The sequence below is a fragment of the Janthinobacterium fluminis genome, assembly GCF_028595325.1.
Classification (GTDB): domain Bacteria; phylum Pseudomonadota; class Gammaproteobacteria; order Burkholderiales; family Burkholderiaceae_D; genus Janthinobacterium; species Janthinobacterium fluminis.
The window spans coordinates 1-24,908 of record NZ_JAQQXR010000016.1; the positions used below are offsets into that span (position 1 = coordinate 1).

A 24,908-nucleotide genomic window follows, 5' to 3' on the forward strand; every position below is an offset into this window, starting at 1 on the left:
CGCCGCGGCGGCGCGGCGCGCCCGGCGCGCCTGAGCCGGCGTCGTCGTCCCCGCGGCGGCGCCGGCCCGCCGCGCGCCCCGCCTTGCCCTCATCCTAGGAGAGTCCATGAGCACTGCCCCCCGATCTTTGCGCCCGCCCTTCGCGCCGGCGATCCTGGCCTTCGCCGACGGCCCGGTGTTCCGCGGCGTGTCGATCGGCGCCGCCGGCCACACCTGCGGCGAGGTGGTCTTCAACACGGCCATGACGGGTTACCAGGAAATCCTCACCGACCCCAGTTACCGCAGCCAGATCGTGACGCTGACCTATCCGCACATCGGCAACACCGGCGTCAACGTCGAGGACGCCGAGTCGGAGCGCATCGCCGCGGCCGGCCTGGTGATCAAGAACCTGCCGCTGCTGGCCTCGAATTTCCGCTCGGCCCGCTCGCTGTCGGACTATCTGAAGGACGAGAACGTCGTCGCCATCGCCGGCGTCGACACGCGCAAGCTGACGCGCCTGCTGCGCGAGCGCGGCGCGCAGAGCGGCGCCATCGTCGCCGGCACCGACCAGGCCGGCCACGCGCTGACGCTGGCGCGCGCCTTTCCCGGCTTGAGCGGCGTCGACCTGGTGCGCCAGGTGACGACGCGCGAACCCTACGAGTGGCGCGAGACGGAATGGCTGCTGGGCCGCGGCCACGGCCGCCTGGAGCGGCCCGGCCGCCGCGTCGTGGCGATCGACTACGGCGTCAAGCGCAACATCCTGCGCATGCTGGCCGCGCGCGGCTGCCAGATCACCGTGCTGCCGGCCCACACCTCGGCGGCGCAGGCGCTGGCGCACCATCCGGACGGCATCTTCCTCGGCAACGGCCCGGGCGACCCGGCGCCGTGCGACTACGCCATCGGCGCCTGCCGCGACTTGATCGAGCACGGCATTCCCACCTTCGGCATCTGCTTCGGCCACCAGATCATGGCGCTGGCCTCGGGCGCGACGACGCGCAAGATGAAGTTCGGCCACCACGGCGCCAACCATCCGGTGCAGGACCTCGACAGCGGCCACGTGATGATCACCTCGCAGAACCACGGTTTCGCCGTCGACCTCGAATCGCTGCCGGCCAACTGCCGCGTCACCCACCTGTCGCTGTTCGACGGCTCGCTGCAGGGCTTCGCCCGCACGGACAAGCCGGCGTTCGGCTTCCAGGGCCATCCCGAGGGCGCGCCCGGTCCGCATGACATCGGCCACCTGTTCGACCGTTTCGTGACCTTGATGGAGAAGCATAAAAATGCCTAAGCGTAAAGACCTGAGCAGCATACTGCTGATCGGCGCCGGCCCCATCGTCATCGGCCAGGCCTGCGAGTTCGACTACTCCGGCGTGCAGGCTTGCAAGGCGCTGCGCGAGGAGGGCTACAAGGTGATCCTGGTCAACAGCAACCCGGCGACGATCATGACGGACCCGGACCTGGCCGACGTCACCTATATCGAGCCGATCAACTGGGAGGTGTTGGCGCGCATCATCGCGCGCGAGCGGCCCGACGCCGTGCTGCCGACGATGGGCGGGCAGACGGCGCTGAACTGCGCGCTGGAGCTGCACCGCCACGGCGTGCTGAAGGAATACGGCGTCGAGCTGATCGGCGCCTCGCCGGAGGCCATCGACAAGGCCGAGGACCGCGCCAAGTTCAAGCAGGCGATGACCAAGATCGGCCTGGCTTCGGCGCGTTCCGGCGTGGCGCACAACATGGCCGAGGCCTGGGAGGCGCAGCAGGCGCTCGGCTTCCCCGTCGTCATCCGGCCCTCGTTCACGATGGGCGGCAGCGGCGGCGGCATCGCCTACGACCTGGAGCAGTTCCTCGCCATCTGCACGCGCGGCCTGGAACTGTCGCCGACCTCGGAGCTGCTGATCGAGGAGTCGCTGCTGGGCTGGAAGGAATTCGAGATGGAGGTGGTGCGCGACAAGAAGGACAACGGCATCATCGTCTGCTCGATCGAGAACCTCGACCCGATGGGCGTGCACACGGGCGACTCGGTGACGGTGGCGCCGGCGCAGACGCTGACGGACAGGGAATACCAGATCATGCGCAACGCCGCGCTGGCGGTGCTGCGCGAGATCGGCGTCGACACCGGCGGCTCCAACGTGCAGTTCGCCGTCAACCCGGACGACGGCCGCATGGTCGTCATCGAAATGAACCCGCGCGTGTCGCGCTCGTCGGCGCTGGCCTCGAAGGCGACCGGTTTCCCGATCGCCCGCGTGGCCACCAAGCTGGCCGTCGGCTACACGCTCGACGAGCTGCGCAACGACATCACCGGCGGCGTCACGCCGGCCTCGTTCGAGCCCAGCATCGACTACGTGGTGGTGAAGATTCCCCGCTTCGCCTTCGAGAAATTCCCGGCCGCCGACGACCGCCTGACGACGCAGATGAAGTCGGTGGGCGAGGTGATGGCGATCGGCCGCACCTTCCAGGAATCGTTCCAGAAGGCCCTGCGCGGCCTCGAAGTCGGCGCCGACGGCCTGCGCCGCAACGGCAGCGGGCGCGCCGTCATCGACGAGGAGCTGGCCGCGCCGGGGCCGGAGCGCATCTGGTATCTGGGCGAGGCCTTCGCCCAGGGCTATTCGCTGCAGCAGGTCCACCAGCTGAGCCGCATCGACCCCTGGTTCCTGGCCCAGTTGCAGGACTTGATCACGACCGAGCTGTGGCTGGCCGGGCAGTCGCTGGGCGCGCTCGACAAGGGCGCGCTGTTCGAGCTGAAGCAGCAGGGCTTCGGCGACCGCCGCCTGGCGACGCTGCTGCACAGCAGCGAGGCCGAGGTGCGCGCGCACCGCCACGCGCTCGGCGTGCGCCCCGTCTACAAGCGCGTCGACACCTGCGCCGGCGAATTCGCCAGCAACACCGCCTACCTGTATTCCAGCTACGACGAGGAGTGCGAGGCCCGCCCCGGCGAGCGGCGCAAGATCATGGTGCTGGGCGGCGGGCCGAACCGCATCGGCCAGGGCATCGAGTTCGACTACTGCTGCGTGCACGCGGCGCTGGCGCTGCGCGAGGACGGCTATGAAACCATCATGGTCAACTGTAATCCGGAAACCGTCTCGACCGACTACGACACTTCGGACCGCCTGTACTTCGAATCGCTGACGCTGGAAGACGTGCTGGAAATCGTCCACCTCGAACAGCCGCTCGGCGTCATCGTCCAGTACGGCGGCCAGACGCCGCTGAAGCTGGCGCTGGCCCTGGCCGGCGCCGGCGTGCCCGTCATCGGCACCTCGCCCGACATGATCGATGTGGCCGAGGACCGCGAACGCTTCCAGCAACTGCTGCGCAAGCTGGGCCTGCGCCAGCCGGAAAACCGCACCGCCCGCACCGAGGACGAGGCGCGCCGCCTGGCGCAGGAAATCGGCTATCCGCTGGTGGTGCGGCCCTCGTATGTGCTGGGCGGGCGGGCCATGGAAATCGTCGAGGAACCGCTGGAGCTGGAACGCTATATGCGCGAGGCCGTCAGCGTGTCGCACGACGCGCCGGTGCTGCTCGACCGCTTCCTCGACAACGCCATCGAGGTCGACATCGACTGCCTGTCGGACGGCCACCGCACCGTCATCGGCGGCGTCATGGAACACATCGAACAGGCCGGCGTGCACTCGGGCGACTCGGCCTGCTCGTTGCCGCCGTACTCGCTGGCGGCGGAAACCGTCAAGGAGCTCAAGCGCCAGACCGTGCTGATGGCGCGCGGCCTGCACGTGGTCGGACTGATGAACGTGCAGTTCGCCATCCAGCAGAGCAAGGTCGACGGCCGCGTGCAAGACGTCATCTTCGTGCTGGAGGTGAATCCGCGGGCCTCGCGCACGGTGCCCTTCGTCTCCAAGGCCACCGGCATGGCGCTGGCGAAGATCGCGGCGCGCTGCATGACGGGGCGCTCGCTGGAGGCGCAGGGCGTGCTCGACGAGGCGCAGCCGCGCTACTTCAGCGTCAAGGAGGCCGTCTTCCCCTTCGCCAAATTCCCCGGCGTCGACACGCTGCTGGGGCCGGAGATGAAATCCACCGGCGAAGTCATGGGCGTGGGCAAAACCTTCGGCGAGGCCTACTACAAATCGCAGCTGGCGGCCGGCGTGAACCTGCCGCGCGGCGGCCGCGTCTACATGCGCGTCAAGCGCGGCGACCAGGCCCGCGCCGTCGCGGTGGCGCGGCAGTTGCACACGCTCGGCTTCGGCATCTGCGCCAGCCTGGTCACGGCCGCCGTCATCTGCGCCGCCGACATCCCGGCGCTGGCGGTGGAGGACGCCGAGGTGCTGGAACAACTGGCAGCCAAGAGCATCGCCATGGTGATCCTGACGGTGGACGAAAAGCGCGGCGCGATCATGGCCTCGCGGGCCATCCGCATCGCCGCGCTGCAATCCGGCGCGGCCTTCTACAGCACCATCGCCGGCGCCGACGCGGCCAGCGAGGCGGTGCGCTACATCGACAGCTTCGCCCTCTACCCGCTGCTGCAGCAGCACCGCCCGCCGGAGACGGACGAGGAGGTGGCGCGCCCCGGCGGCGGACGCCTGGCGCCCCGCGCGCTCGACTGGGAGGCGGCCGCCATCGAGGTGCCGGAGCGGCGCGCGCGGCGGCGCGACAGGCGCGACGTCGGCGCGACCCCGATCGAAATCTTCATCCGCCAGCCCTTCACCGAGGCCGACCAGGAGCAGCAGCGCATGATCGCCGACATCCTGGTGCTGATCGACAGCGCCAACGGCGCGCCCTACGCCTTCCACTACCTGACGGGGATACGCGCCGAAAGCGCCACCACCTTCAAGCAATCGTTCGAGCGCGAGACGGGCAAGCTGTTCACGCCGCAGAACTTCCGCGAACACCGCCTGGGGCTGCTGGAGCGGGCCGACCTGTTCATCAACATCCGCGTCGGCATGAGCGAAAGCAGCGCCTTCGAGCTGGGCTACCACCTCTTCAGGGGCAGCAACGCGCCCATCCTGTTCCTGGTGTGGAAGCACGCGCCGATCAAGACCACCCTGCTGCGCGAACTGGACGACCTGGCCGACGTCACCTATATCGAGTTCGAGCACGTCGACGAGCTGCGCAAGGGCGTGCACAACTTCTTCAACACGAAGCTGCTGGGCCGGGCTTAGACGGCGCCCCCGGCTTGGCGCAGCCGCATGCGCAGGCCGACCGGCGACATCACGAAGCCCATCAGCTCGCGCGCCTCCCGGCCGTCCGGCGTATCGACGCCGGCCAGCTCGAAGCGCGCCAGCAGCATGGCCACGACGATCTTCATTTCAAGCAAAGCCAGGTAGCGGCCCGGGCAGGTGCGCGGCCCGGCGCCGAAGGGCAGCGACAGGTGTTTGTCGGGCGGACCCACCTCGTCCTTGCGCAGCCAGCGCTGCGGATCGAAGGCGGCGCCGTCCTGCACGTGCGTGTCGGCGACGCTGTCCTTGCGCATCACGCACCAGAGCGTCGTGCCGGCCGGTACAGCGACATCGCCGACGACGCTGTCGCGCAGCGCCTCCAGCGGCAGATACGGCGCCACCGGCTTGAGGCGCATCGCCTCGCTGGCGCAGGCGCCCAGATACTCAAGCGCGTCCATCTGTTCGACGCAAAAGGCGGCCGGATCGGGGGCCACGCGGCGCACTTCGTCCTGCGCCTTGCGCAGCGCTTGCGGGTGGCAATGCAGCAGATACAGCATCCAGGCGATGGTATTGGCGGTGGTGTCCTCGCCGGCCAGCAGCATCGTCGCGACATTGCCGCCGACGGTGTCGTCGTCGACGCCGCTGCCCTCCTGGTCGGCGGCGGCGAGCATCGCCTCGAGCAGATTCGCGGGCCGCGCGCGCCGCGCCGGCTCGGCCTGCATGCGCCGGCGCGCCTGCCCGACCAGATCGGCGACGGCCGCCGTCAGCCCCGCCGCGCTGCGCTCCAGGCGGCGGTCGGCCGGCAGCCTGACATAGCGCCAGTAGGGGAACAGCGCCAGGCTGCGCCGCGCCACGGCCGGCAGCATGACGTCGAGGTGGCGCTGGATCACGTCCTCGCCGGAGTCGATGGTGTTGACCTCGGTGCCGAACGCCAGGCCGGCGATGATGTCGACCGTGTAGCGCTTCAAATCTTCGCTCAGATCGATGCTGCGGCCGCCGGCCGCGGCCGCCTCCCAGCGCCGCTGCAGGCGCAGCGCCACCGTCACCAGTGCCGGGAAGTACGCCCTGATCGCGGCTGGCGCGAAACCCTGCATCACCATGCGGCGCTGGTTGCGCCAGTCCGCGCCCTCGGCCAGGAACAGGCCGGTGATGCCGCCGATTTCCAGCGCCACGTCGGCCGTGACGCTGGGCCGGCGAAAGCCGTCCGGGCGTTCCCGCAGCACCGCCGAGACGTGCTCGTGGCCGGCCACCACCAGCATCGTGTTGCGCCCCAGGCGCAGGCGGAACAGCGGGCCGTAGCGGCGCGCCCAGCGCTCCACGTCCAGATGCACGCGCGTCGGCCGGATTTGCAGCGCGCTGCCCACCAGCGGCAGCGCGAACGGCCCCGGCAGCGAGGCGATCGAACGCAGCGCCGGACTGCCGGCCGGCGCGTTAAGGGCGGTGCTCGAACTGAACGTCATGCGGACTCCTTTGTGATGGAATGATCGCCAGACTGTAGCGTCGCGGCGGCGCGCCGTCTTGAACGTTTCCGACAAAACGGCGCGCGGCAAAGCGGGCGCGGGTACAATCATCCGACCATGAGTGCAAGCATCCCCGCTTTACCGAGTACGCGTCTGATCGCGCCGCGCCTGTCGCTGGCCGCCTGCGCGCGCGCCTATCTGGCGCGCAGCTCGATGGCTTGCGCGCCGCTGACGCCGCAGCAGCGCCTGAACCGCTTCCCGGCCAGCCCGCTGTGCAGCATCAGTTGGATGGTCGCGGGCGAAGCGGAAATGGTCGTGCCGATGCCGGGCGCCGTCGTGCCTGTCCCGGCCATGCTGTTCGGCGGGCCGCAGTCGCGTCCCACGGTGAGCTACAACCCGGGGCCCATGCACGGCTTCATGCTGCTGTTGTACCCGGCGGCGCTGCACAAGCTGACGGGCCTGGACATCTCCGCCTGGGTCGACCGTTTCGCGCCGGTCGAGGAGGCGCTGGGGCCGGACTGGGCCGCGATGGCGCGGCAGGCGCTGGCGGCGCCGGACGACGCGGCCCGCGTGGCCCTGATCGAAGCGTTTCTTGAGCCGCGCTGGCTGGCCGCGCGGGCCGAGGACGACGGCCGCGGCGGCATCGTCGGCGACTGGGTCAAACGGCTCGGCGTGCAAGTGGCGGCGGCCGGCTGGGGCCGGGGCGCGCGCAACCTCGAACGCCGCGTCAAAGCGTGGGCGGGGCAGCCGATGCGCACGTTGCGGCGCATGAGCCGGGCCGAGCAATCGTTCCTGTCCTGGCGCGCCGCCAAACTGGAAGGGCGGGCCTCGTGGGCCGACATCGCCGCCCGGGGCGGCTATGCCGACCAGGCCCACCTGTGCCGGGAAACCAAGGAAATCACCGGCCTGAGCCCGACCGAGCTGCTGCGCGCCGGCCAAGAGGACGAAAGCTACTGGGTCTACCGCATCTGGTCCTGACGCCCGGCCTTAGCCGGCCGCTTGCGGCGGGCGGATGCCGGTGTACTGGGCGCCGACGAGTTTCCAGGTGCCGGCGCTTTTTTGCGCGACATAGCTGGCGCGCATCGCGAAGCTGCGGGTCTGGCCGCCGGCGCTCATCGTATAGGCCAGTCTGGCGATGACGATGGCGGTGTCGCCGCTGATGCGCGTGAGCGGTTCTTCGACGGCGACGGCCGGGGCCGGCCTTTTTTGTTCGGGCGCGTAAAACGCCAGCATTTTTTCGCGCGTGTCGACTTCGCCGGCCGGCGACACTTCGATGTAATTGTCGGCCGTCAGGGCACGCAGCGCGGCCTGGTCGAAGCCGCTTTGCGCCTGCGCGTGCTGGCGCACCAGCGCGAGGACGGCGTCGCCGTCGTCACCCGGCGCGGCGGCCGCCGGCTGCGTCGCGCCGATGAGGGAAAATGCCAGGCAGGCGGCGAAGAAGCTGGCCTTGCCGGGCAGGGTTTTGAGTGCGTGCATAGGATTCCTTGAGAGCGTGGTTCGGGGCTGCCGTGGCGCCATCGCGGGCCCACGGGCTAGCCGGATGATGCCGTTTTTTCACCGTCGAATAGTCACCAATTCTCACCCTGCCGCCAATTCGCGCTACGTCGGCGCCTCGGTGTAGGCGACGCCCTTGGCCAGCAGCACTTCGTGGTGGCCGCGCCCCGGCGGTATCATCGGGAAGCAGTTTTCGTCGCCGGCCACGCGCACGTCGAGGAAGTAGGGGCCGTCGGCGTCCAGGCAGTCGGCCAGCGCGGCGTCGAGTTCTTCGCGCCGCGCCACCGTGCGCGCCTGCCAGCCGAAGGCCCGGGCCAGCGCGACGAAGTCGGGCAGGGCCTCGGTGTAACTGTGGCTGTAGCGCCCGCCGTGTATCAGCTCCTGCCATTGCCGCACCATGCCCATGTAGCCGTTGTTCGACAGGACCACCTTGACGGGCGCGCGGTGCTGGGTGGCGCTGGCCATTTCCTGGATGTTCATCAGGATCGAGGCGTCGCCGCTGACGCAGACGACGAGGGCGTCCGGGTGGGCGATTTGCGCGCCGATCGCGGCCGGCAGGCCGTAGCCCATCGTGCCGGCGCCGCCCGAGGTCAGCCAGCGCCCCGGCCGCTCGATGCGCAGGTGCTGCGCCGCCCACATCTGATGCTGGCCGACGTCGGTCGAGACGATGGCGTCGCGCCCGGCCAGCGCCGCCTGCAGACGGCTCATCAGCGCCTGCGGCACGATGCGCGCGGCGCTGTCGTCGAAGGCCAGCGAGCGCTGCGCGCGCCAGCCGTCGACGCGGCGCCACCACGGCGCCAGATCGGCCGGCGCCGGCAGCGCCGCCCGCAGCGCCGCCAGGATGGGCGCGCAGTCGCCGACGAGGGCGACGTCGGCCCGCACCACCTTGCCGATCGAGGCCGGGTCGATGTCGACGTGGATGATGGCCGCGTCCGGGCAGAAGGCGTCGAGGCGGCCCGTGACGCGGTCGTCGAAGCGGGCGCCGACGCAGACGATCAGGTCGGCGTGGTGCATGGCCAGGTTCGCCTCCAGCGTGCCGTGCATGCCCAGCATGCCGAGGAATTGCCGGTCGGAGCCGGGGAAGGCGCCAAGGCCGAGCAGTGTCAGCGTGCACGGTGCGCCGCTGGCATGCACCAGTTCGCGGAAGCTGGCGCAGGCGGCCGCGCCGGAATTGATCAGGCCGCCGCCGCCGTAGAACACGGGGCGGCGCGCGGCGGCGATCATGCGCGCCGCCTGGCCGATCTGGCCGGCGGCGGACGGCAGCGCGACGACGGCCGCCGCCTTCGCCGCCGGCGCCGTCCACGGCGCGCCGCGCACCGCGGCCAGCTGCAAGTCCTTGGGGAAGTCGACCAGCACCGGCCCGGGCCGCCCGCCGCTGGCCATCCGGTAGGCGTCGAGCAGCGTCGCGGCGACGTCCTCGGCGTCGCGGATTTGCTTGTTCCATTTGGTGACGGGGCGGGAAATGCCGATGGCGTCGCATTCCTGGAAGGCGGCCGTGCCGATGGCCGTCGTGGCGACCTGGCCGCTGATGCAAATCACGGGCACGGAGTCGCAGAGGGCGTCGAGCAGGCCGGTGGTGGTGTTGCTCATGCCGGGGCCGGAGGTGACGAAGACGACGCCGGGCCGGCCCGTGCTGCGGGCGTAGCCCTCGGCCGCGTGCACGGCGGCCTGTTCGTGGCGCACCAGCACGTGGCGCAGCCGCGGCTCGGCGTGCAGCGCGTCGTAGAGCGGCAGCACGGCGCCGCCGGGATAGCCGAAGACGGTGTCGACGCCCAGCGCCAGCAGGGTTTCGATCAGCACGGCGGCGCCGTTGCGGGGCGCGGCGTAGGGGAGGGGGGCGGCGTGGGCGGAAGTATGCATGCCCTTGATTCTGTTGCATAATACGGAGGAAAGGCTTCCATATTTCTCGTAAATTGCGAGCCATTCAGAAAAATTTACCGTAAAAATGGAAAATACAGAATGAGGCTGGACAAGTTCGACCGCGCCATCCTGAGCGCCCTGCAAGTGGACGCGCGCCTCAGCCTGCACGAATTGAGCGCCAAGGTCGGCCTGACCTCGTCGCCGTGCTGGGCGCGCATCAAGCGCATGGAGGAGGACGGCGTCATCGAGGGCTACACGGTGCGCGTCAACGCGGCCAAGGTGGGGCTGGCCGACACCGTCATCGTGCAGGTGACGCTGGACGACCATTCCGACCAGGCGCTGTTCGAGTTCGGCCACGCGCTGGCGCTGATCCCCGAGGTGCTGGAAGCCTTCCTCGTGTCGGGCGACTACGATTACTACCTGCGCATCGCCGTCAGCGACACGCGCGACTACGAGCGCCTGCTGCGCGAGCGCCTCTACAAAATCCCCGGCATCCGCCACAGCAAATCGAGTTTTGTGTTGCGCCAGCTCAAGCAAAGCTATCTGCCGCTGCAACGCTGAGGTCTTCCTCTAATCCCGGCGCCGGATGCGGATTGTTTAAAAAACATCCATTACAATCGGGCTTGATTCCGCGGCCACCACGGCGCCGCGGACGCCCTGGCCAGGCGCGATGGCCGTTCGGGAGAGTGCACATGAAGACGGGCCGGCCGATGCTTGCCGCAGCCGCGCTGACGTTTGCCGCCAGCGCCTTTTGCCAGGACGGCGCCGTCGCCCCGGCGGCGCCGCTTGCCGCCGGCGCCGAGCAAGCGGCGCCGGCCAAACCGCGCAAAAGCCTGTTCGCGCGTTTTCTGGCGCGTCCGGCGCCGGCGGCGGCGCCCGCCGCCATCGCCTGGCGCGCCCTCGACGACGAGGACATGCGCGGCGTGGTGGCGAAAGGTTACGCCAGCATCGTCTTCGCCCAGTCCCGGCTGCGGCCCCAGCCCGGCGCCGGCCAGAGCGGCCTGGGCAATCCGGACCTGCTGCTGAATCCGGTGCTGGGCATGCTGAGCGCAGATATCCTGGCGAAGGACGTGCTGTACGGCGCCGGCGGCGCGCTGCCGGTGTGGAACGCGGACGGCTCCGTGACGCTGGCGCTGCCCGACTGGGTCGGCACGATCGACGTGCCGAGCATCCGCGTCAACGCCGCCGACGACAACAGCTTCGGCAGCGTGCGCGTCAACGCCATCGACCTGAGCCGCACGACGATCACCGTCCGTCCGAAGTAGCGCCGCGCACCCTTGAGTGGACTCAACGCGGCATGCCCGGTCTTGGCGGACTATCCAATGACGGGCCAGGCCGTTCCGGAGGTGTACCGATCCGCTGTCTGGCCGCGCGGCGCCCGCCTCGACGGTGGGCTTCCCCAGCCAGCAGCCAGGAGAAGGTCATGAACAATACGGAGTCCTTGAGGCATATTGCCATCGTTTCAGAAACAGCGCGCGTAGGGTTTGACGAGGTCGCGCGCGTCAGCGCTGCGTTGCAAAAGCAAATGTTGCGCGATTTTTCGCCAATCTGGGGCGTGCAGGCAACCGTGGACGCATTTGCCAGCCTCGATGACGTGCCGATCGACTACTGGCCGATTCTGGTGCAGGACGATATCGGCGTAGATGGCGCGTGGGGCATTCACAAGGACAAGGACGGGCAACCATTTGGTTTGGTGCGGTATTCGCCGACGTGGTCATTGACGGCCAGCCACGAGGAGTTGGAAATGCTCTGCGACCCCGCGGGGAACAGACTGCAACCCGGAAAGTCCCCGATGCCGGGCCAAGGGCGGGTGCGTTTTCTGGTTGAGGTGTGCGACCCGTCGGAGGCGCATGCCTTTGCCTATCCTGTCAATGGCATCACGGTCTCCGACTTTTATACGCCGCGTTATTTCGATCCTGTCACCGCCCCAGGCACCCGTTATAGCTTTACCGGGGCCATCACCGAGCCACGCCAAGTGTTGCCCGGCGGCTACCTTAGCTGGCACGATACCGAGAGCGACCACTGGTTTCAGAAAATTCACTTCGGTTCCGAACCCGAGTTCCGCGACCTTGGACAGCTCTCCGACGCGCGGGAGAGTATCCGCAGTCAAATTTATGCCAGGACGCCGGAGGCATCGAAGCTGAAAGCGCCGGGGCAGCAAGCGACGCTGACCGCCAGCGCGGTTCAGCGCGAGGTCGCCACCGCCAGCCGCGCCAAAGTGCATGTGCTGCGCGCGCAAATCGATGCCTTGCTGAGAAAAAAATGAACTGAATCGCCATTGAGGTGTCTAATAGCAAAATTGTTCATGGAGGCTATCATGGCAGACGATAACGCGGCCGCCCGCAAAGCGAGGGCGGAAAGCTTGCGCCGGAAAGTGCGGGAACTGGTAGGCGGGGTGGCCGCTACTCCCGGCCAAGCCGAGGTGCGGCGCCAGCCCGGTGGGGAAACCCCCGCCGAGTTTGTTCATCGCAAGATGCATGAATTGGACAGGAAAAAATAGCCCGGCGAAGCGTGGGCTGAGGGATGCGTAGGTCGGATGCGTATCTTGCTCAGTCCCTCAGCGGTGCGGCGAGCGGCGGCGCGTCCCATCCCAGCCGCTTGCCGCCGGCCGGCGCCTTCAGCAGGGCCTCGAATTCCTCGACCGGCAGCGCCGGCCCGAACAGGAAGCCCTGGCCGTAATCGCAGCCGGCGCGGCTCAGCAGTTCGCACTGCGGCCAGGTTTCGATGCCTTCCGCAATCACCTTCAGGCCCAGCTTGTGCGCCATGACAATGATGGCCTCGCACAAGGCGACGTTGGCCGCATCGTGTTCGAGGTTGTAGACGAAGGACTGGTCGATCTTGAGGAAGTCCAGATTGAACTTGCGCAGATACGACAGCGAGGAATAGCCGGTGCCGAAATCGTCGAGCGACAGTTGGATGCCGGCGTCCTGGAAGGCCAGCAGTTGCTGGATAACGGCGGCGTTGGAGGCGAGCAGCAAGCCCTCGGTGATCTCCAGGCCGACCGCCGGACTGCCACCCTTGCAATGGCGTAGCCATTCGCTGTAGTGCTCGTCGTTGTTGCGGTAGAACTGGGCGGGCGACACATTGACGCTGACGGTGAAGTCGGCGTCCAGCGCGCGCCAGTGCCCGGCCTGCCGCAGCGCCTCGTGGAACACCCAGTCGCCGATGGTGACGATCAGGCCGTTGTGTTCGGCGATGGGGATGAACTCGACGGGGCTGATCAGCCCCTGTGCCGGGTGGCGCCAGCGCAGCAATGCCTCGGCCTTGCCGATCCGCCCCGTGGCCAGGTCGACGATGGGCTGGTAGTAGACCTGTAACTGGGGGCCGCCGATCGCCCGCCGCAGGTCGTTGCTCAGGTTCATGCGCGCCTGCGCGACTTCCTGCATGCTGCGGGTGAAGTAACTGAAGCGGTTGCGCCCCGCGTCCTTCGACTGGTACATGGCCTGGTCCGCGTTGCGCAGCAACTCGCTGGCGTTGCCGGCGTCCTGGGGATACAGGGTGATGCCGATGCTGGCCGAAATGTAGGCGACCTCGGCGCCCAGGTGGAAGGGCCGGGCCAGGTCGTCGAGGATTTTTTGCGCGATATGGGTGGCGCTGTCGACATCCTGCAACTCGCTCAGCGTGATGGTGAATTCGTCGCCGCCCAGGCGCGCGACGGTGTCCGTTTCGCGGACGTAGCTGGCCAGGCGCCGGCCGACCTGCAACAGCAGCAGGTCGCCGGTCTGGTGCCCCAGCGTGTCGTTGATTTCCTTGAAATGGTCCAGATCGATGAACAATAGCGCCAGCGGCAACTGGCTGCGGTGGGCGCGCTTGATGTCCATTTCCAGGTGGCTCTGGAACACGCTGCGGTTGGGCAATCCGGTCAGGCGGTCGAAATTGACTTCGCGCAGGGCCTGCTCGATTTGCGCCCGGTCGTGCACCTCGGCGGCCAGCGCGAAAGCCTGCTGCTGCAGGTCGGCGACGGTGCGTTGCAAGGTATCGACGCCGGCACGTATGTCGTAGCTCTCGGCCGGCAGCACCGCCGTGTGCAGCGCGCACACTTCCTGGAACATGGCGTGGTCTTGCTGGCGGGGAAAGGCGCTCAGCGGATAGCCGCACAACAGCGAAAAGGAGTGTTGTTGCAGCAACTTGTTGAAATAGCGCTCCACGTAGATGGCGGCGTCGTGCTTGCCCAGCGAGCGCAGCGGGCAGCGGGCCAAACCGCACAGTATCGCCACCATTTCGCCGAAGATGTAGACATGTCCGCTGTGGCCGAATGCGGCCCGGGCGATGACGTCGCCGATTTCGTTACTGAAGCGCTCCTCGTTCGGCAGGCCGTTCTCCATGAACAGCGGCAGCATGTGGTCCACTTCCAGCGGAATATAGCGCCCATTGGCTTCGGCGCCGGCATTGTCGAGCAGTCCACGGCCCTTCAGCGCCTCTTCCAGCTCGTCCAGATGCCGCCGGGTCGCAATGACGACACCCTTGTCGCCGGCGCGCAGGGCCGCGCCTATGTAATCCGCCAATCCTTTAATTAAGAAACTGTCGTTCTCGTAAAACTGAACTGTATGCACGCATCCCATTTCAACAACAAGCAACAGAGATTGAGTATTGGAGTGTCCCTGGCGCCGTTAGTTCAAGCCATCAGGAGACTGCGCCGCCTCGCCCCGCTGTGCGATCCAGTCCAGCAGTTCGCGGCCGAACACCCGTGCCCGCGCCGTCTCCACCTGGCGCCGCTTGTACGCCTCGTGGCTGGCCGGCCCGCTCAGGCTGCGCGCGTGGCTGGCGCTGTCCATCAGCTGGATTTCGTATTCGAAGAAGAAGCCCACGTCATAGTCCTGTCCGGCATCGGCGGCCTCGTCGGGTGGCACGTGGATCATTTTGCGCACCGTCACCTGGATGCTGCTGAAGCCGTCGCCGCTGTGCGGATTGTCGCTGCGCGTCTGCGGCTGCGCACTCGCCAGCAACTCCTCGTCCATGCGCTGCAGCAGCTCGGCGGGGTAGTCGGCGCTGCGTTCGAGCAAGGCGCGATACTTGATGAACACTTGCTTGGCGGCGTCAAGGTCGAGCAGGGTGTTGCGCGTGCGCTGGGCGTCGACATTGGTGACGGAGAGCAGGTGGGCGCGCTGCAAGGTGCGCAGCGCAAACATGCATTCGAAGCGCGTGGCGAAGACCAGGCGCACGCCCAGATGGTCGAAAATATCGGCCGCCAGGTAGGCCGCCTTTTGCAGCAGCTTCAACAGGATGCTGTTGCGGCCCTTGTTGCTTTTTCTTTCGAAGTGCAGCAGCGGCAGGCAGACCTCGCCGTCGCTGAGGAAGTAGTGCTCGCCGTCCTGGTGGATGACCTCGTCGAGGCTGGCGAAGACCTGCTCGCGTATCGTGTTGAAGTAGCGCAGCTTCAGGTTGTTGTCGATATAGAAGATGCCGTGCATGACCTTGAGCACGGCGCAAGACCACATGCGCAGCACGTCGGCGTGCTGGCCGCGCAGCGAGGCGTAGACCAGCAGTTGCAGCGGCTCGTCCGGCGCCGCCACTTCGGGCGGGATCAGCGCCGCCTGGCCGGGCGCGAGAAAGGTGGCGGCGATGAAATCGACGGCCTCGCGGTGGACGCGGGCGATCAGCGCCGGCGCCGCCGGCTGGTCCAGGTCGAAGCCGTATTCGCGCACGAACTGGCGCGCGTCGTTCAGGTTGCGCAAGGCCAGCGCGCCCAGGTCGATCGCCGACACGCCGGTGGCGATTGCGTTCAGGTAGCTCCAGTTCAGCGAAAACTTGCGCTTGCTCTTGAGCGTGGCTTGTAGTTCGGTCATGTCGCTTGCGCCTTGCCATCATCTCATTTCAGTATCGCAGCCCCCTTAGTTGCGGTCAATCAATAGCTATGCTGCGCTGCACAGCGCCGCCGCTTCCTATATCCTGCGTGTTTCCCGGATAGAAATTTTAATGAAAGAACAAAGTTGAAAACAGCCATGTTCCTGCGTTTGCTGCGGGCGTGCCGAAATTCGGCCACGCTCGCCCTTGCCATGCTGTCGCCGGCGATGGCGTATGCCGGGCCTCCCGCGGCGTTGCCGAGCCAGGCGCAGACGCTGTATCTCGATGAAGACTATGCGCCCACCGAGCGCGACCGGGCCAGCTACCTGCTGCGCCAGCCCCTGCCGCGCGACGAGGCGCGCCAGGCTTGGCACGCCCAGCTGTACAACGTGCAGGCGCCCGGCCGTTTGCATCTGGACGTCTACGTGAAAAGCCCCGAATTCAGCGCCGGCGAGTACGTTCACATGCGCAAGACTTACTACGACGATGGCCAGTTGGCGGTGCAGATCGCCCTGGACGGTAACGGCGTGCGCGACGGCGAGTCGCTCCACTACCACCCCAATGGCCAGCTCGCGGAGCGTGAAACCTTCCGCGCCGGCGTCGCCGAGGGTGCGTACACCACGTTTCACGAGAACGGCCAGTTGTTAAGCGTCCGCGAATTCCGCGCGGGCAAGCTGGCCGATGGCGAATACCTGTCCTACCATGCGAATGGCAAGATCAACAGCCGCTCGCGTTTCCGCGGCGGCCAGTTGCATGGCGTCTACGAGGTGTTTTATGGGGACGGGCAGTTGTACCAAAGCGGCCCGTTTGCGGACGGCGCCAGACACGGCCCGCTCGTCAGCTACTGGCCCGACGGTCGCTTGCAGAGCAGCCAGGCATATGTGCGCAACCGGCTTGACGGCTGGTCGCTGCGCTACCACCAGGACGGCAAGCTGGCGCGCAAGACCCTGTACCGCGCCGACATCATGCTCAGCGAGGAAGTCTGGGGCGAGGACGGCAAGCCGCTGCGCCGCGGCCAGTGGGACGAGCAGCAAAGGGCGCAGGGCGAGTTCCGCGAATGGTTTCCGGGCGGCGAGCCGGTCAGCATCCTTTTTTATCTGGACGGACAGTTGCACGGCCCGCTGCGGATCTGGCATTACACCGGCGTGTTGAAAGAAACCGCGCATTTCGTCCACGGCAAGATGCATGGGCCGCAGCATATCTGGGGCAAGGATGGCAGCCTGCGCGCCATCTGCCATTGGCGGGATGGCGAACGGTTTGGTGCCTGTCAGACGGAGTAGGCGTGCGCCTCATGCTTTGTCCAGCTGAGGGGCGGGCAAGCGCGCCGCGAATGTATAATCGGCGGTATGGAACGCATATCGATCAATCCGCAGCGGCTTGTCTGGTGTGTTCTGCATTCTGGCCGCTGAACCGAGTATAGACAGGTGAGGTCGGCCGAGCAATTCAGCCGCTTCGCGTAAGTCCTTCAGGGAGCCTGGTGAAGCCGCGTCGTAGATTGAAGCCCGTATCGTCCAGAGACAGGTGGCAGATAGGCGTCCCGGGTCATGTGGCATTACCACAGGATGTTTCAGTAGATCGATATTGGCCTGACGGTAACTCCCAGATGCGCTACAGTTTGGAAAAGTGTCGTTTCCGCAGCTAAAATCGGTCATGCAGATTTGAGTCTTTGCTCCCTTACCGACGCGACTCGTGTGAAGAATGACTACAGAACCGCTTTCAGTTAATGAAGCTATTAGCAGGCTTGTCGAACTCGACGGCAGCGATGTGCATATCGAAGGAATCTTGCATTTTGAATTCGAAGATGTTGCAATCTACCACTTTCCTGTGTTTGAACGAGAAGTTGGATATAGTTCTTCAATTTGGCTTGAAGTGGGAAGTGGTAGCCTAGACTTTGACCCGAAGGTTTGCGCCCGCCTAGACGGCAAGCGCGTGTCAGTGCGCGGAAAATTATTAAGCCCTGATCCCGGTTTTGATGGGTGTGGACATATGAGTCTCTGGCCTGCAGCTATGCTAGCTAGGACGTTGGATTGTGCAGGTAAAACTGATGCGTAAAATGGCCGAATGTGGCCAAGTGTAGATACTGATGCGAGTGAGCAAAGGGTGATTTATATACAGGAATTGCTAGACATGGCGGATGATGCGTCAAGGTCGGCTGACGTGCGTAGAATAACTTCCGCACTGGTCTCCGCCATGAACGACTGGCCTACGCCAGATATAATCTCGCTTGATGCCTTCATGTCAGAGCTTAGACAAGAGATAGGCGAACTTTCAAGAGACAACATTTGCAAAAGGCTGGATAGCTATTCGCCCGTGGCAGATGCTTGGAAATGTGAATCGCTTTCCGAACTCTTAGCGGCCTGGGATGTGTCGGACGAGCCGTTTTTACTTGACGATCTGGTCAATCGTGCCACGACGCGATTTTGACATTACTGCCGGGTTTGGTCACCGGCTATCAGCAAGGCATATGCCGTGCTTGCAGATGCGCTGCGTATCAAGACCCTGCTGGGTATCGTTGACGACAAGTAGGCCATGAAGTGGGGGAAAATGAGCTGTTCATTATCGCGATTGCACGGGCGCACCACGCGACCTTAGTATCCGACGAGCGAACCCAGCCGGATTTGCCGAAGCGTTTACTGATGAACTACAAAATCCCGGCGGTCTGCGCGATGAAAGATGTGCGCGTGGAATGCATCAATTTCCTGGAATTCATCAAAAGATCCGGCGCGGTCTTTTGATGATTCCAATGGAGGGGCTGGCGATGCCCGAAGCGCCAATTGTTGACCTTGCCGGCGGCGCAGCAAACCGCACCGGGCTTGCGCGATTGTTCCCGGTGCGGCGCAGAACCTCAGTGCCGATGTCCCGCTTCGGTGCTGGCGTCGGGAAAGGAACGTGCTCCCAACGGCGCGAACTCGGGCGGCGTGCCCTCCCTGAACAATTGTCGAAGCTGCTTGCGCAGCATGGGACCATCTTCATGGTGGTGCACGGTGACGGCGTGCTGGACAGCCACCTCCAGCAGCTCCTGGTCGCTGTCGGCGGCGATGGCGACCGAACAGTGTGCTTCGCTGGGGAACTCCCGGCAATCAATATACTTGCGTGTCATGATCGACTCCCTGTCGCCTTGCAGACAAGGCGAATGATGAGGGCGAATGTGCCCAATTCAGTATAGCTGTTGCACCTGGGCTTGCAACTTCGGGCTCGATGCGAAACCGATGGCGGTGTCGGGGGAGGGGGTAGCGTCGGCAATGGCCATCGTCATCGCATTGATAATTGCTTTACGCCAAACGTTCGATTGCTGCCAGGGGTAGCATAGGAATGGCGTTGAACGTGCGGAGTTTTCGCCAGGGGCCATCAGTTTTGATTTTTTTGGGCGTTAATGGAGGACATCATCATGGTTGTCGCGCGAGGTACTGAGCCTTATGCGGGTGACATCATGCGTCAATGCTTCATCCGCCCGTTCGACTTTAAGCATGCATTTGTCGTTGTCGTTAGCGGAGCATCATGGAATCCTTGCGGGCATACCCTGTTAAACACGGGGAGCGACAATGGCTGGTACTTCCATATTGCAGAACGTAAAGGATGCCCGAGATTTATGCGCCGGCAGGGGTATCAACGATATCTGCAAGAACATCAGAAGCGCGAGCTTCGGCGAACGTTCGTAGCGGTGCCCAATCCGGAAGGGGCGCATTTTAAGCTCGAAGAATTACTCGCAAAACAGTGGTCCTGGTTTGTGCTGCCGAATAATTGCGCATCATTTGTTGAAGATGTCGTTCAGGCCGGCGGTAGCAAGGCTGGCCTGTATCTTAACTGCCCATCACGAGAGCGCTTCAAATGATCCGTTCGCTGTTGGCGGCGGTGGCGGCCGCATTTTTTTCTTGTGTGCTGGTATGGTTTGTCATTCCTGCTTCAACCTATGTGGAAAATGCGTTGGGGATACTTTTCCTCGTCTTTTTCGGAGTTGCAGCGCTTGTTTTTGTTACGCTGTGGTTGCGTCGATCCAAGCCGCGATAGCCGACGAATTTCAGCAATGGCGCAGTGGTTTCTGCTGCATGTCTCAGCTCCAGCGCATCGGCTGGCAACTCGATGATCGGTGAGAATCATATTGGTGACTGGCTAATCCAGTTTGAGCTTGATCGCGACAGTAAACTTCCGTCATTCGCAGTACGGAGCAGCGCCGAGAGCAGTTGACGAAGTGGAAATGGGCACAGCTTAAATTAACCAGAAAATGATGGGTACACGTTAGTACACCTCAGTCGGACACTCATCAGACCAATGGACGACTTTCATATACTTGATTTTTTCGCCAATGGTGAATACTGTAAGGCATTCACCACCACGCTTGTAGCGCATGATGCAGTTTGAGTAATCGATGCTACAAGAATCGAATTCCTTAAAATTCCTCTTGGCGAGTTCATGTTCGACACCCATGAGGGCATAGTCGTCATGGGCATGGACGTTGATCGGCTTCCATTTCTCCTTCAGCAACAGTTTGCGGGCAGTAATGAATGACATGTCCTTCTGCAGCGCGGCTGGGGCTGCGTTTGCGATCAATGGAAGCACGACACAAAGTATGAGTAGTCGTTGTGTTGCGATCATTTGATGGTGCCTCAAAAGTGCTTGTAGTTTGACTCGAATGATTCAAACGAGACCGACGATTGCTTTGGATAATATCCTGACTTTCCCTTTGCTTTGGTCTGCTTTGGCGAAATTAGACACTTCCGGGCGCGAGTTTTTGGTCAATAATTCCTTTGCGGGAGGGCTTGACCATGAAGCGCAAACATTTTCCGGCGCACAATGCCTGGTTGATCGCCAGGGGGACGTGGCGATCTTTCGCCTGGCATCAGAGTAGACGATGAAGTTCCAGGCGTGTCGTAAATGGACCGGTACAAGGACTTTCTGTCGTGGAAACAAGAACGCCAACCTGCATGGGTTGGCGTTCTTCTTGAAGTATTCTTGGTGGCCCGGGGCGGAATCGAACCACCGGCACAAGGATTTTCAAAACAAGGCTCTACCGTACGCGCTGCCAAGCGACTTGGGCCATCCGTTAGATACCGAGTCTGACGCCGATCACGGCATGCGTCAAGGAAATCCTTGGCGTATAGGACTTCGCCTTTTCGCCTGATGGGTCCGCGACGCGGCGGCGTTGCACGTCATGAGCAGGAGCGATCGGCGCGGTTTTTTCGAGCTGACGAACCGAGGATAGACAGGCGAAGCCAGCGAAGGCAATTCCGATGCGTCGCGGATGTCGTTCAGCCCACCGGCTGGACAAGACATCCGGACAGTGGACGGATTGTTCCGCAGACAGGGTAGGGACAGGGCAAGCCATTTTGTTGGCTTGCCAGCACCCATCCTCCCCACGAATTTGAGAATTGCTAGTCCTGTGCGATCGTTTTTGAGAGTGATCTCGGGACCACTCACGCATGGGACTGGACATGATCTAATCTAATCACCGACAGAAGGATTATCTGGCGTTGTCCGGCACCTTTTTCTGATTTGTTGTTACCACTTCACTTTCCAAGTCCCCCCACCCGTGCAGGTTCCGCAGTGTTGAATCAGCTTCCAGTCGTTGGACTTTTCAAGGCGCTCAACCCCTTTTTTTGCTTTCTCCGCTTTGCTAGCGTTTTGCCATGCGGAGTGACCACAATCATCTATTCGAATGAGAACGTCATAGCCAGGTTTGCTGTGGTGTTTCTTATAGAAGCGAGTGTCACCTGCCGAGGGCGCTTCGTCCGCTTCAATCTCTGCATTCTGGGCTTCATCTAGTTGGGTTTCCTTAGCTTGGGATAAGGAAGACTCAGCGATAGCTATGCGATTACTCAGATTGGCGATCATCTCCTGAGCTTCGTTCAACTTATTCCGCAAGTCCTCATTGTCATCGGCGTAAAGCCTTGCCATTTGAAGTTCTTCGGTGTTTGCCGTAGCTTTTTGCTCAAGGCGGGTAAGTTTCTCGCGAGCGACAGCTGCCTGAACTTCCCGTATTTCTGCCGGAGGTATGATGGTCAAAGCCGCAACTGACATAACAGTCTTCCGCATGGCTGACCGGAATCGCAGGTTGCCTTTTCCGTCCTTGTCATTGGACAATAGCATTGATGCAGTCCATACACTACTTGGTACCTGACTGTCTGTGGCTCTCGGGACAGGCCAGTAGAGTCGTATTGCCCCCATGTAACAAGAGTGCTGCTTTCCAAGTGCGTCGGTGATGTCCCACGAAGTTTCTTCTCCGATAGTCACTACCGTAGCTAAGCCTGCGAGGTCATAGGCCAGCTCCTTTGCGATGAAAGGCCATATCGGCTCACCATCATTTTGGGAAACGAGCAAAATAGGTAATTTCCGATCTGGTGAAAGAATCTCTGAAATAAGCGCTTGCGCTTCGTTCTCACTCTCGACTACTACCTGCGGCAGGATTTCGACCGGCTTACCGCCGAATGTCCAATCCGAGTAGAGGTTAAGTATGTCACGAAGAACGGACGGGCAACGAGGATCAGTGACAACCGGGGCGATTACACTAATAGTATTCTTCACGTTCAAAGTGCAGTAGACGGAAACCTTTGTTGGGGTGGATATCACCCAAACTGTTGTGACGAAGGATTGCCCGCCGCGAGAAGCCTCCTCTAGCCGTGTTTCAACGACTGTTCCTTTTTCACTGCTTGTCAGCTCTCGTGTATAGCGGCCGTTGCCTTCCTTTGTTAATGACGGGAATTCGCCTTGAGAATGGGCTGGATCGACTACACCTTTGTGCTTAAGCCATGCCATCACTGCTTGAGAAACTTCGGCGCTGCGGGTTTTTGTTTGTTCTGGCGTCAAGCCAGTCGCTTCAATAAGATGGGCGGATAACGTTTGCATTACGACCCCGTGAACAGGAAATTTAAAATGACTAAGGGACTATCGGTTGTGCAGAAAAATAATCGAGCTGGTCAAGCTTAATGAACTTTCCTTAAATATGTATGTAGTTATCCACTAAGTGCAGCAATGGTGTTGTTGAGCCGTCGCAGCAGGTCATCGTATGTAATGATGTCCATCATGTGCGCATACTTGCGCTTAATTATTTCGAAATCCAGCAGCTGACTTCCCGTCATGTTCGAACCGCTAATTTGGTCACGTCCAACAATGATGATCGCCTTGGGGTTGGAAATCCGAATTCGCATACCTGTCGGCAGATCCGCCGCATACTTTGTGGTGAGTACATTCTCTCCTTTGATACCCCATTTCGATAAATGAAATAGATACTTTTCGGCCTGCATGATACTGCCGCTTAATTCGGAGGTTGGAATGCTATTGCCACGGTAAAGGCTCTTGCGAAGAATTTTGTCATCGAAAGGTCTCTTAACTTCTATGACATCAAGATTGCCGTTCGCATCAATGAGAGCGATGTCAATATAACGATCGGTTTTCTTTGTGGGGTCACTGTAGTAATCGTGAATCGTAACCTTCTCAAGTACCTTGATGTATTTGGGAAACAAAAGGAGCAGGAAAGACAGCATTAGCTGCTGCCAGTCATCTTCAGTCCAATTTTTTTTGGTCGTCAATGCATCCTTGATAAGGTCTCGGATCAAGACGTACTTCTCGATTTCTAGCTTCTTCAGGGCGTCCAAGTCAAGTCTTACGGAGCTTCCAAGAGATGATTTTTTGTTTAGATAACTCTCATATCGTCCTCTTGCATCTTTCATCCCATCCAGGTATTGAGAAAGAATAGTGTGAACTCGCGCATCGGCATAGCGATCTAACTCATAGGTGTTGGGGAACTTTCTTAGCAGCTCATTGAAGACTTCCAAAGGAATTGCGTCGGGGCGTGTCCCTCCAATCACGACAGGATCGGAGTGATCTAGCAGATCTGAAAGCCGACCAAAAATTGAGACGTTACGCTCCGCAGCAAAGATTGACCGCTTGATTTTCACCTCTTGACTTATAAGCAAATCGTTCTTGATATCAAGGATTCGCCCGGGGATACGTACATAGCCATTGTCAAAGGTTCCGAACTGAAACCGATATTCGTAGGTATCGAAATCTTGGTTAGGCGCAGGAGGGTTTAGCAGGTCAGCATTTTTGAACGAAAATATTCGGGATATTCGCGTCTCGTTATTTGTCGTCAGATCGTCCCAGACCCATTTTGTATTCGCCCCTAGTTCCACTCCGTATTCAAGCTCGACACCAGTAGTGGTGATATGGAATTTAAGCATGTTTTATTCTGTGTAAACATCGGAGCATTAACGCGCGTTACACATTTTCTCCTTCGAAATAGTCAGAATCGATTCGTTTTATGTCGAAACTGCTCACTGGCGAGACTCCGACGTTGTGATCGACCATATAGGAAGTGAGCTGCTCTCCATCGATTAAGATGATCTTCGCAGAGATAATGTTTGTGTACTCCATTGCCTCGCGGGTAAAACTGGAGGACGTGATGAAGATGCCTTTGTTTGCTCGTTGTCCCTGCAATGCGCCAGCGAATTTCTGGATTTCGGGGCGTCCAACGGTTCCTTCCCAGCGTTTGGCTTGTACATAAATCACATCCAAACCCAATTTGTCTTCCTTAATCATTCCATCAATGCCACCGTCGCCGCTTTTTCCCATCGCACGTCCTGCATCGCGACGAGAGCCTCCGTACCCCATGGCGACAAGAAGATCAATCACTAGTCGCTCAAAGAATGCTGGGGACGACACTTTGATTTGCTCTAGTAGTTCGGCCTCTAGGTTGCCGCGCAGGCGCTGATAGGCTTGAGAGAATAGTTCTTCCGGAGTCGAATCCGACTGACGGTCAGGCAATTCAAGGTTTGGGATTTGGAGGTTTACATCGGACGCTTTAAGCTCAACCCGCTGTCCGCCACGACGTAATTTAAAATCCAAGTACTCAGGGTATTGCTCAAGAGTAGAGTTATCGATCCTCGAAGGCTGTTTTGCAAGAAGCTCCAAGCCTCTTGTTGATATTTGAAAAAAACCTCGTTTCCTAGATTGTAGGAGTGCTGCTTGTTTGAGATATGTGCGCGCCCAACCAACGCGATTATCAAATAACGGCGCAGTGCCGCTCGGTAGCATGACGTTGCGTTCTTCATCCGTGAGCGCGAATTCCTCCGCAAGTACTTCGACTGCGTCCCTGAAACGGCGCTCCAGGCCATCTCTTGCAATTCGAAGTAAGGGCAACATTAATGTTTGATAGTCAGGGATTGTCATGTCAGACGGAATTGAGCAAGTAATTATCTTGCGTCAAGGATAGCACCTTGTGTGACAGGAAATC

General features: G+C 62.2%; 22 protein-coding genes and 1 pseudogene. 13 read left to right on the plus strand and 10 right to left on the minus strand.

The annotated features are described in order from the left end of the window. Positions 1–106 precede the first annotated feature (106 nt). The gene (gene carA, locus OIK44_RS23995) at positions 107–1,267 is read left to right on the plus strand and encodes a glutamine-hydrolyzing carbamoyl-phosphate synthase small subunit (RefSeq protein ID WP_273674569.1); all 1,161 of its coding nucleotides are present in this window, start codon (positions 107–109) and stop codon (positions 1,265–1,267) included. Beyond that, positions 1,260–4,404, plus strand: a pseudogene (carB, locus tag OIK44_RS24000) (carbamoyl-phosphate synthase large subunit); the annotation flags it as partial. The gene carA and the pseudogene carB, both read left to right, overlap by 8 nt. Positions 4,405–5,083: 679 nt before the next feature. On the opposite strand, the gene OIK44_RS24005 reads toward carB, so the two are convergent. After that, positions 5,084–6,544, minus strand: a complete 1,461-nt coding sequence (locus OIK44_RS24005; protein ID WP_273674571.1) for a cytochrome P450 — start codon at positions 6,542–6,544, stop codon at positions 5,084–5,086. 117 nt (positions 6,545–6,661) lie between these two features. Here OIK44_RS24005 and OIK44_RS24010 point away from each other — a divergent pair, with 117 nt between their 5' ends. Continuing rightward, positions 6,662–7,522, plus strand: a complete 861-nt coding sequence (locus OIK44_RS24010; protein ID WP_273674573.1) for a helix-turn-helix domain-containing protein — start codon at positions 6,662–6,664, stop codon at positions 7,520–7,522. 9 nt (positions 7,523–7,531) lie between these two features. Here OIK44_RS24010 and OIK44_RS24015 read toward each other — a convergent pair whose 3' ends face one another. Further along, positions 7,532–8,020 (minus strand): nuclear transport factor 2 family protein, encoded by a 489-nt coding sequence (locus OIK44_RS24015; protein ID WP_273674575.1) that lies wholly within the window; start codon positions 8,018–8,020, stop codon positions 7,532–7,534. A 123-nt stretch (positions 8,021–8,143) separates the two neighbouring features. Next, positions 8,144–9,898 (minus strand): biosynthetic-type acetolactate synthase large subunit, encoded by a 1,755-nt coding sequence (gene ilvB, locus OIK44_RS24020; RefSeq protein ID WP_273674577.1) that lies wholly within the window; start codon positions 9,896–9,898, stop codon positions 8,144–8,146. A gap of 99 nt (positions 9,899–9,997) precedes the next feature. Here ilvB and OIK44_RS24025 point away from each other — a divergent pair, with 99 nt between their 5' ends. From OIK44_RS24025 to OIK44_RS24040, 4 genes are all read left to right on the plus strand, one after another. Beyond that, positions 9,998–10,459 (plus strand): Lrp/AsnC family transcriptional regulator, encoded by a 462-nt coding sequence (locus tag OIK44_RS24025; protein ID WP_273674578.1) that lies wholly within the window; start codon positions 9,998–10,000, stop codon positions 10,457–10,459. 149 nt (positions 10,460–10,608) lie between these two features. Continuing rightward, on the plus strand, positions 10,609–11,163 hold the full coding sequence (locus OIK44_RS24030) for a hypothetical protein (protein WP_273674579.1): 555 nt from the start codon (positions 10,609–10,611) through the stop codon (positions 11,161–11,163). Positions 11,164–11,321: 158 nt separating this feature from the next. Then, entirely contained in the window at positions 11,322–12,164 is an 843-nt protein-coding gene (locus OIK44_RS24035) for a replication-relaxation family protein (RefSeq protein WP_273674581.1), read from the plus strand. A gap of 51 nt (positions 12,165–12,215) precedes the next feature. Next, complete coding sequence (locus tag OIK44_RS24040; RefSeq protein WP_273674582.1) at positions 12,216–12,398, plus strand: hypothetical protein; 183 nt, start codon at positions 12,216–12,218, stop codon at positions 12,396–12,398. A 49-nt stretch (positions 12,399–12,447) separates the two neighbouring features. Here the strand turns inward: OIK44_RS24040 and OIK44_RS24045 are convergent, their stop codons facing one another. Both OIK44_RS24045 and OIK44_RS24050 read right to left on the minus strand, forming a co-directional pair. Beyond that, entirely contained in the window at positions 12,448–14,460 is a 2,013-nt protein-coding gene (locus tag OIK44_RS24045; RefSeq protein ID WP_273674584.1) for an EAL domain-containing protein, read from the minus strand. Between the two features lie 48 nt (positions 14,461–14,508). Continuing rightward, entirely contained in the window at positions 14,509–15,684 is a 1,176-nt protein-coding gene (locus OIK44_RS24050) for a TIGR04552 family protein (protein ID WP_273674586.1), read from the minus strand. Between the two features lie 144 nt (positions 15,685–15,828). Between OIK44_RS24050 and OIK44_RS24055 the strand changes: the two genes are divergently transcribed. The 4 genes from OIK44_RS24055 (at position 15,829) to OIK44_RS24070 (ending at position 18,417) form a co-directional block, all read left to right on the plus strand. Then, a complete protein-coding gene (locus OIK44_RS24055) occupies positions 15,829–16,962 on the plus strand; it encodes a toxin-antitoxin system YwqK family antitoxin (protein WP_273674587.1) in 1,134 nt (377 codons plus the stop codon). 418 nt (positions 16,963–17,380) lie between these two features. Beyond that, positions 17,381–17,734 (plus strand): hypothetical protein, encoded by a 354-nt coding sequence (locus tag OIK44_RS24060; protein ID WP_273674589.1) that lies wholly within the window; start codon positions 17,381–17,383, stop codon positions 17,732–17,734. A gap of 138 nt (positions 17,735–17,872) precedes the next feature. Continuing rightward, entirely contained in the window at positions 17,873–18,106 is a 234-nt protein-coding gene (locus OIK44_RS24065) for a hypothetical protein (RefSeq protein WP_273674591.1), read from the plus strand. A gap of 110 nt (positions 18,107–18,216) precedes the next feature. Further along, a complete protein-coding gene (locus OIK44_RS24070; protein ID WP_273674593.1) occupies positions 18,217–18,417 on the plus strand; it encodes a DUF4411 family protein in 201 nt (66 codons plus the stop codon). Positions 18,418–18,527: 110 nt separating this feature from the next. Here OIK44_RS24070 and OIK44_RS24075 read toward each other — a convergent pair whose 3' ends face one another. After that, positions 18,528–18,782 (minus strand): DUF1059 domain-containing protein, encoded by a 255-nt coding sequence (locus OIK44_RS24075; RefSeq protein WP_273674595.1) that lies wholly within the window; start codon positions 18,780–18,782, stop codon positions 18,528–18,530. 273 nt (positions 18,783–19,055) lie between these two features. Here OIK44_RS24075 and OIK44_RS24080 point away from each other — a divergent pair, with 273 nt between their 5' ends. Together OIK44_RS24080 and OIK44_RS24085 are read left to right on the plus strand one after the other, a co-directional pair. Next, positions 19,056–19,514, plus strand: a complete 459-nt coding sequence (locus OIK44_RS24080) for a hypothetical protein (RefSeq protein WP_273674597.1) — start codon at positions 19,056–19,058, stop codon at positions 19,512–19,514. Continuing rightward, positions 19,511–19,690 carry a hypothetical protein gene (locus OIK44_RS24085; RefSeq protein WP_273674599.1) on the plus strand — a complete coding sequence of 60 codons (180 nt, stop codon included), beginning with the start codon at positions 19,511–19,513 and terminating at the stop codon, positions 19,688–19,690. Before OIK44_RS24080 ends, OIK44_RS24085 begins: the two co-directional genes overlap by 4 nt. 228 nt (positions 19,691–19,918) lie before the next feature. On the opposite strand, the gene OIK44_RS24090 is transcribed toward OIK44_RS24085, so the two are convergent. The 4 genes from OIK44_RS24090 to OIK44_RS24105 form a co-directional block, all read right to left on the minus strand. Further along, positions 19,919–20,275, minus strand: a complete 357-nt coding sequence (locus OIK44_RS24090) for a hypothetical protein (protein ID WP_273674600.1) — start codon at positions 20,273–20,275, stop codon at positions 19,919–19,921. 903 nt (positions 20,276–21,178) lie between these two features. Next, the gene (locus OIK44_RS24095; protein WP_273674602.1) at positions 21,179–22,522 is read right to left on the minus strand and encodes a hypothetical protein; all 1,344 of its coding nucleotides are present in this window, start codon (positions 22,520–22,522) and stop codon (positions 21,179–21,181) included. 107 nt (positions 22,523–22,629) lie between these two features. Beyond that, entirely contained in the window at positions 22,630–23,856 is a 1,227-nt protein-coding gene (locus tag OIK44_RS24100; RefSeq protein WP_273674603.1) for a Shedu immune nuclease family protein, read from the minus strand. 37 nt (positions 23,857–23,893) lie between these two features. Continuing rightward, on the minus strand, positions 23,894–24,844 hold the full coding sequence (locus OIK44_RS24105) for a restriction endonuclease (protein ID WP_273674605.1): 951 nt from the start codon (positions 24,842–24,844) through the stop codon (positions 23,894–23,896). Between the last annotated feature and the right edge of the window lie 64 nt (positions 24,845–24,908).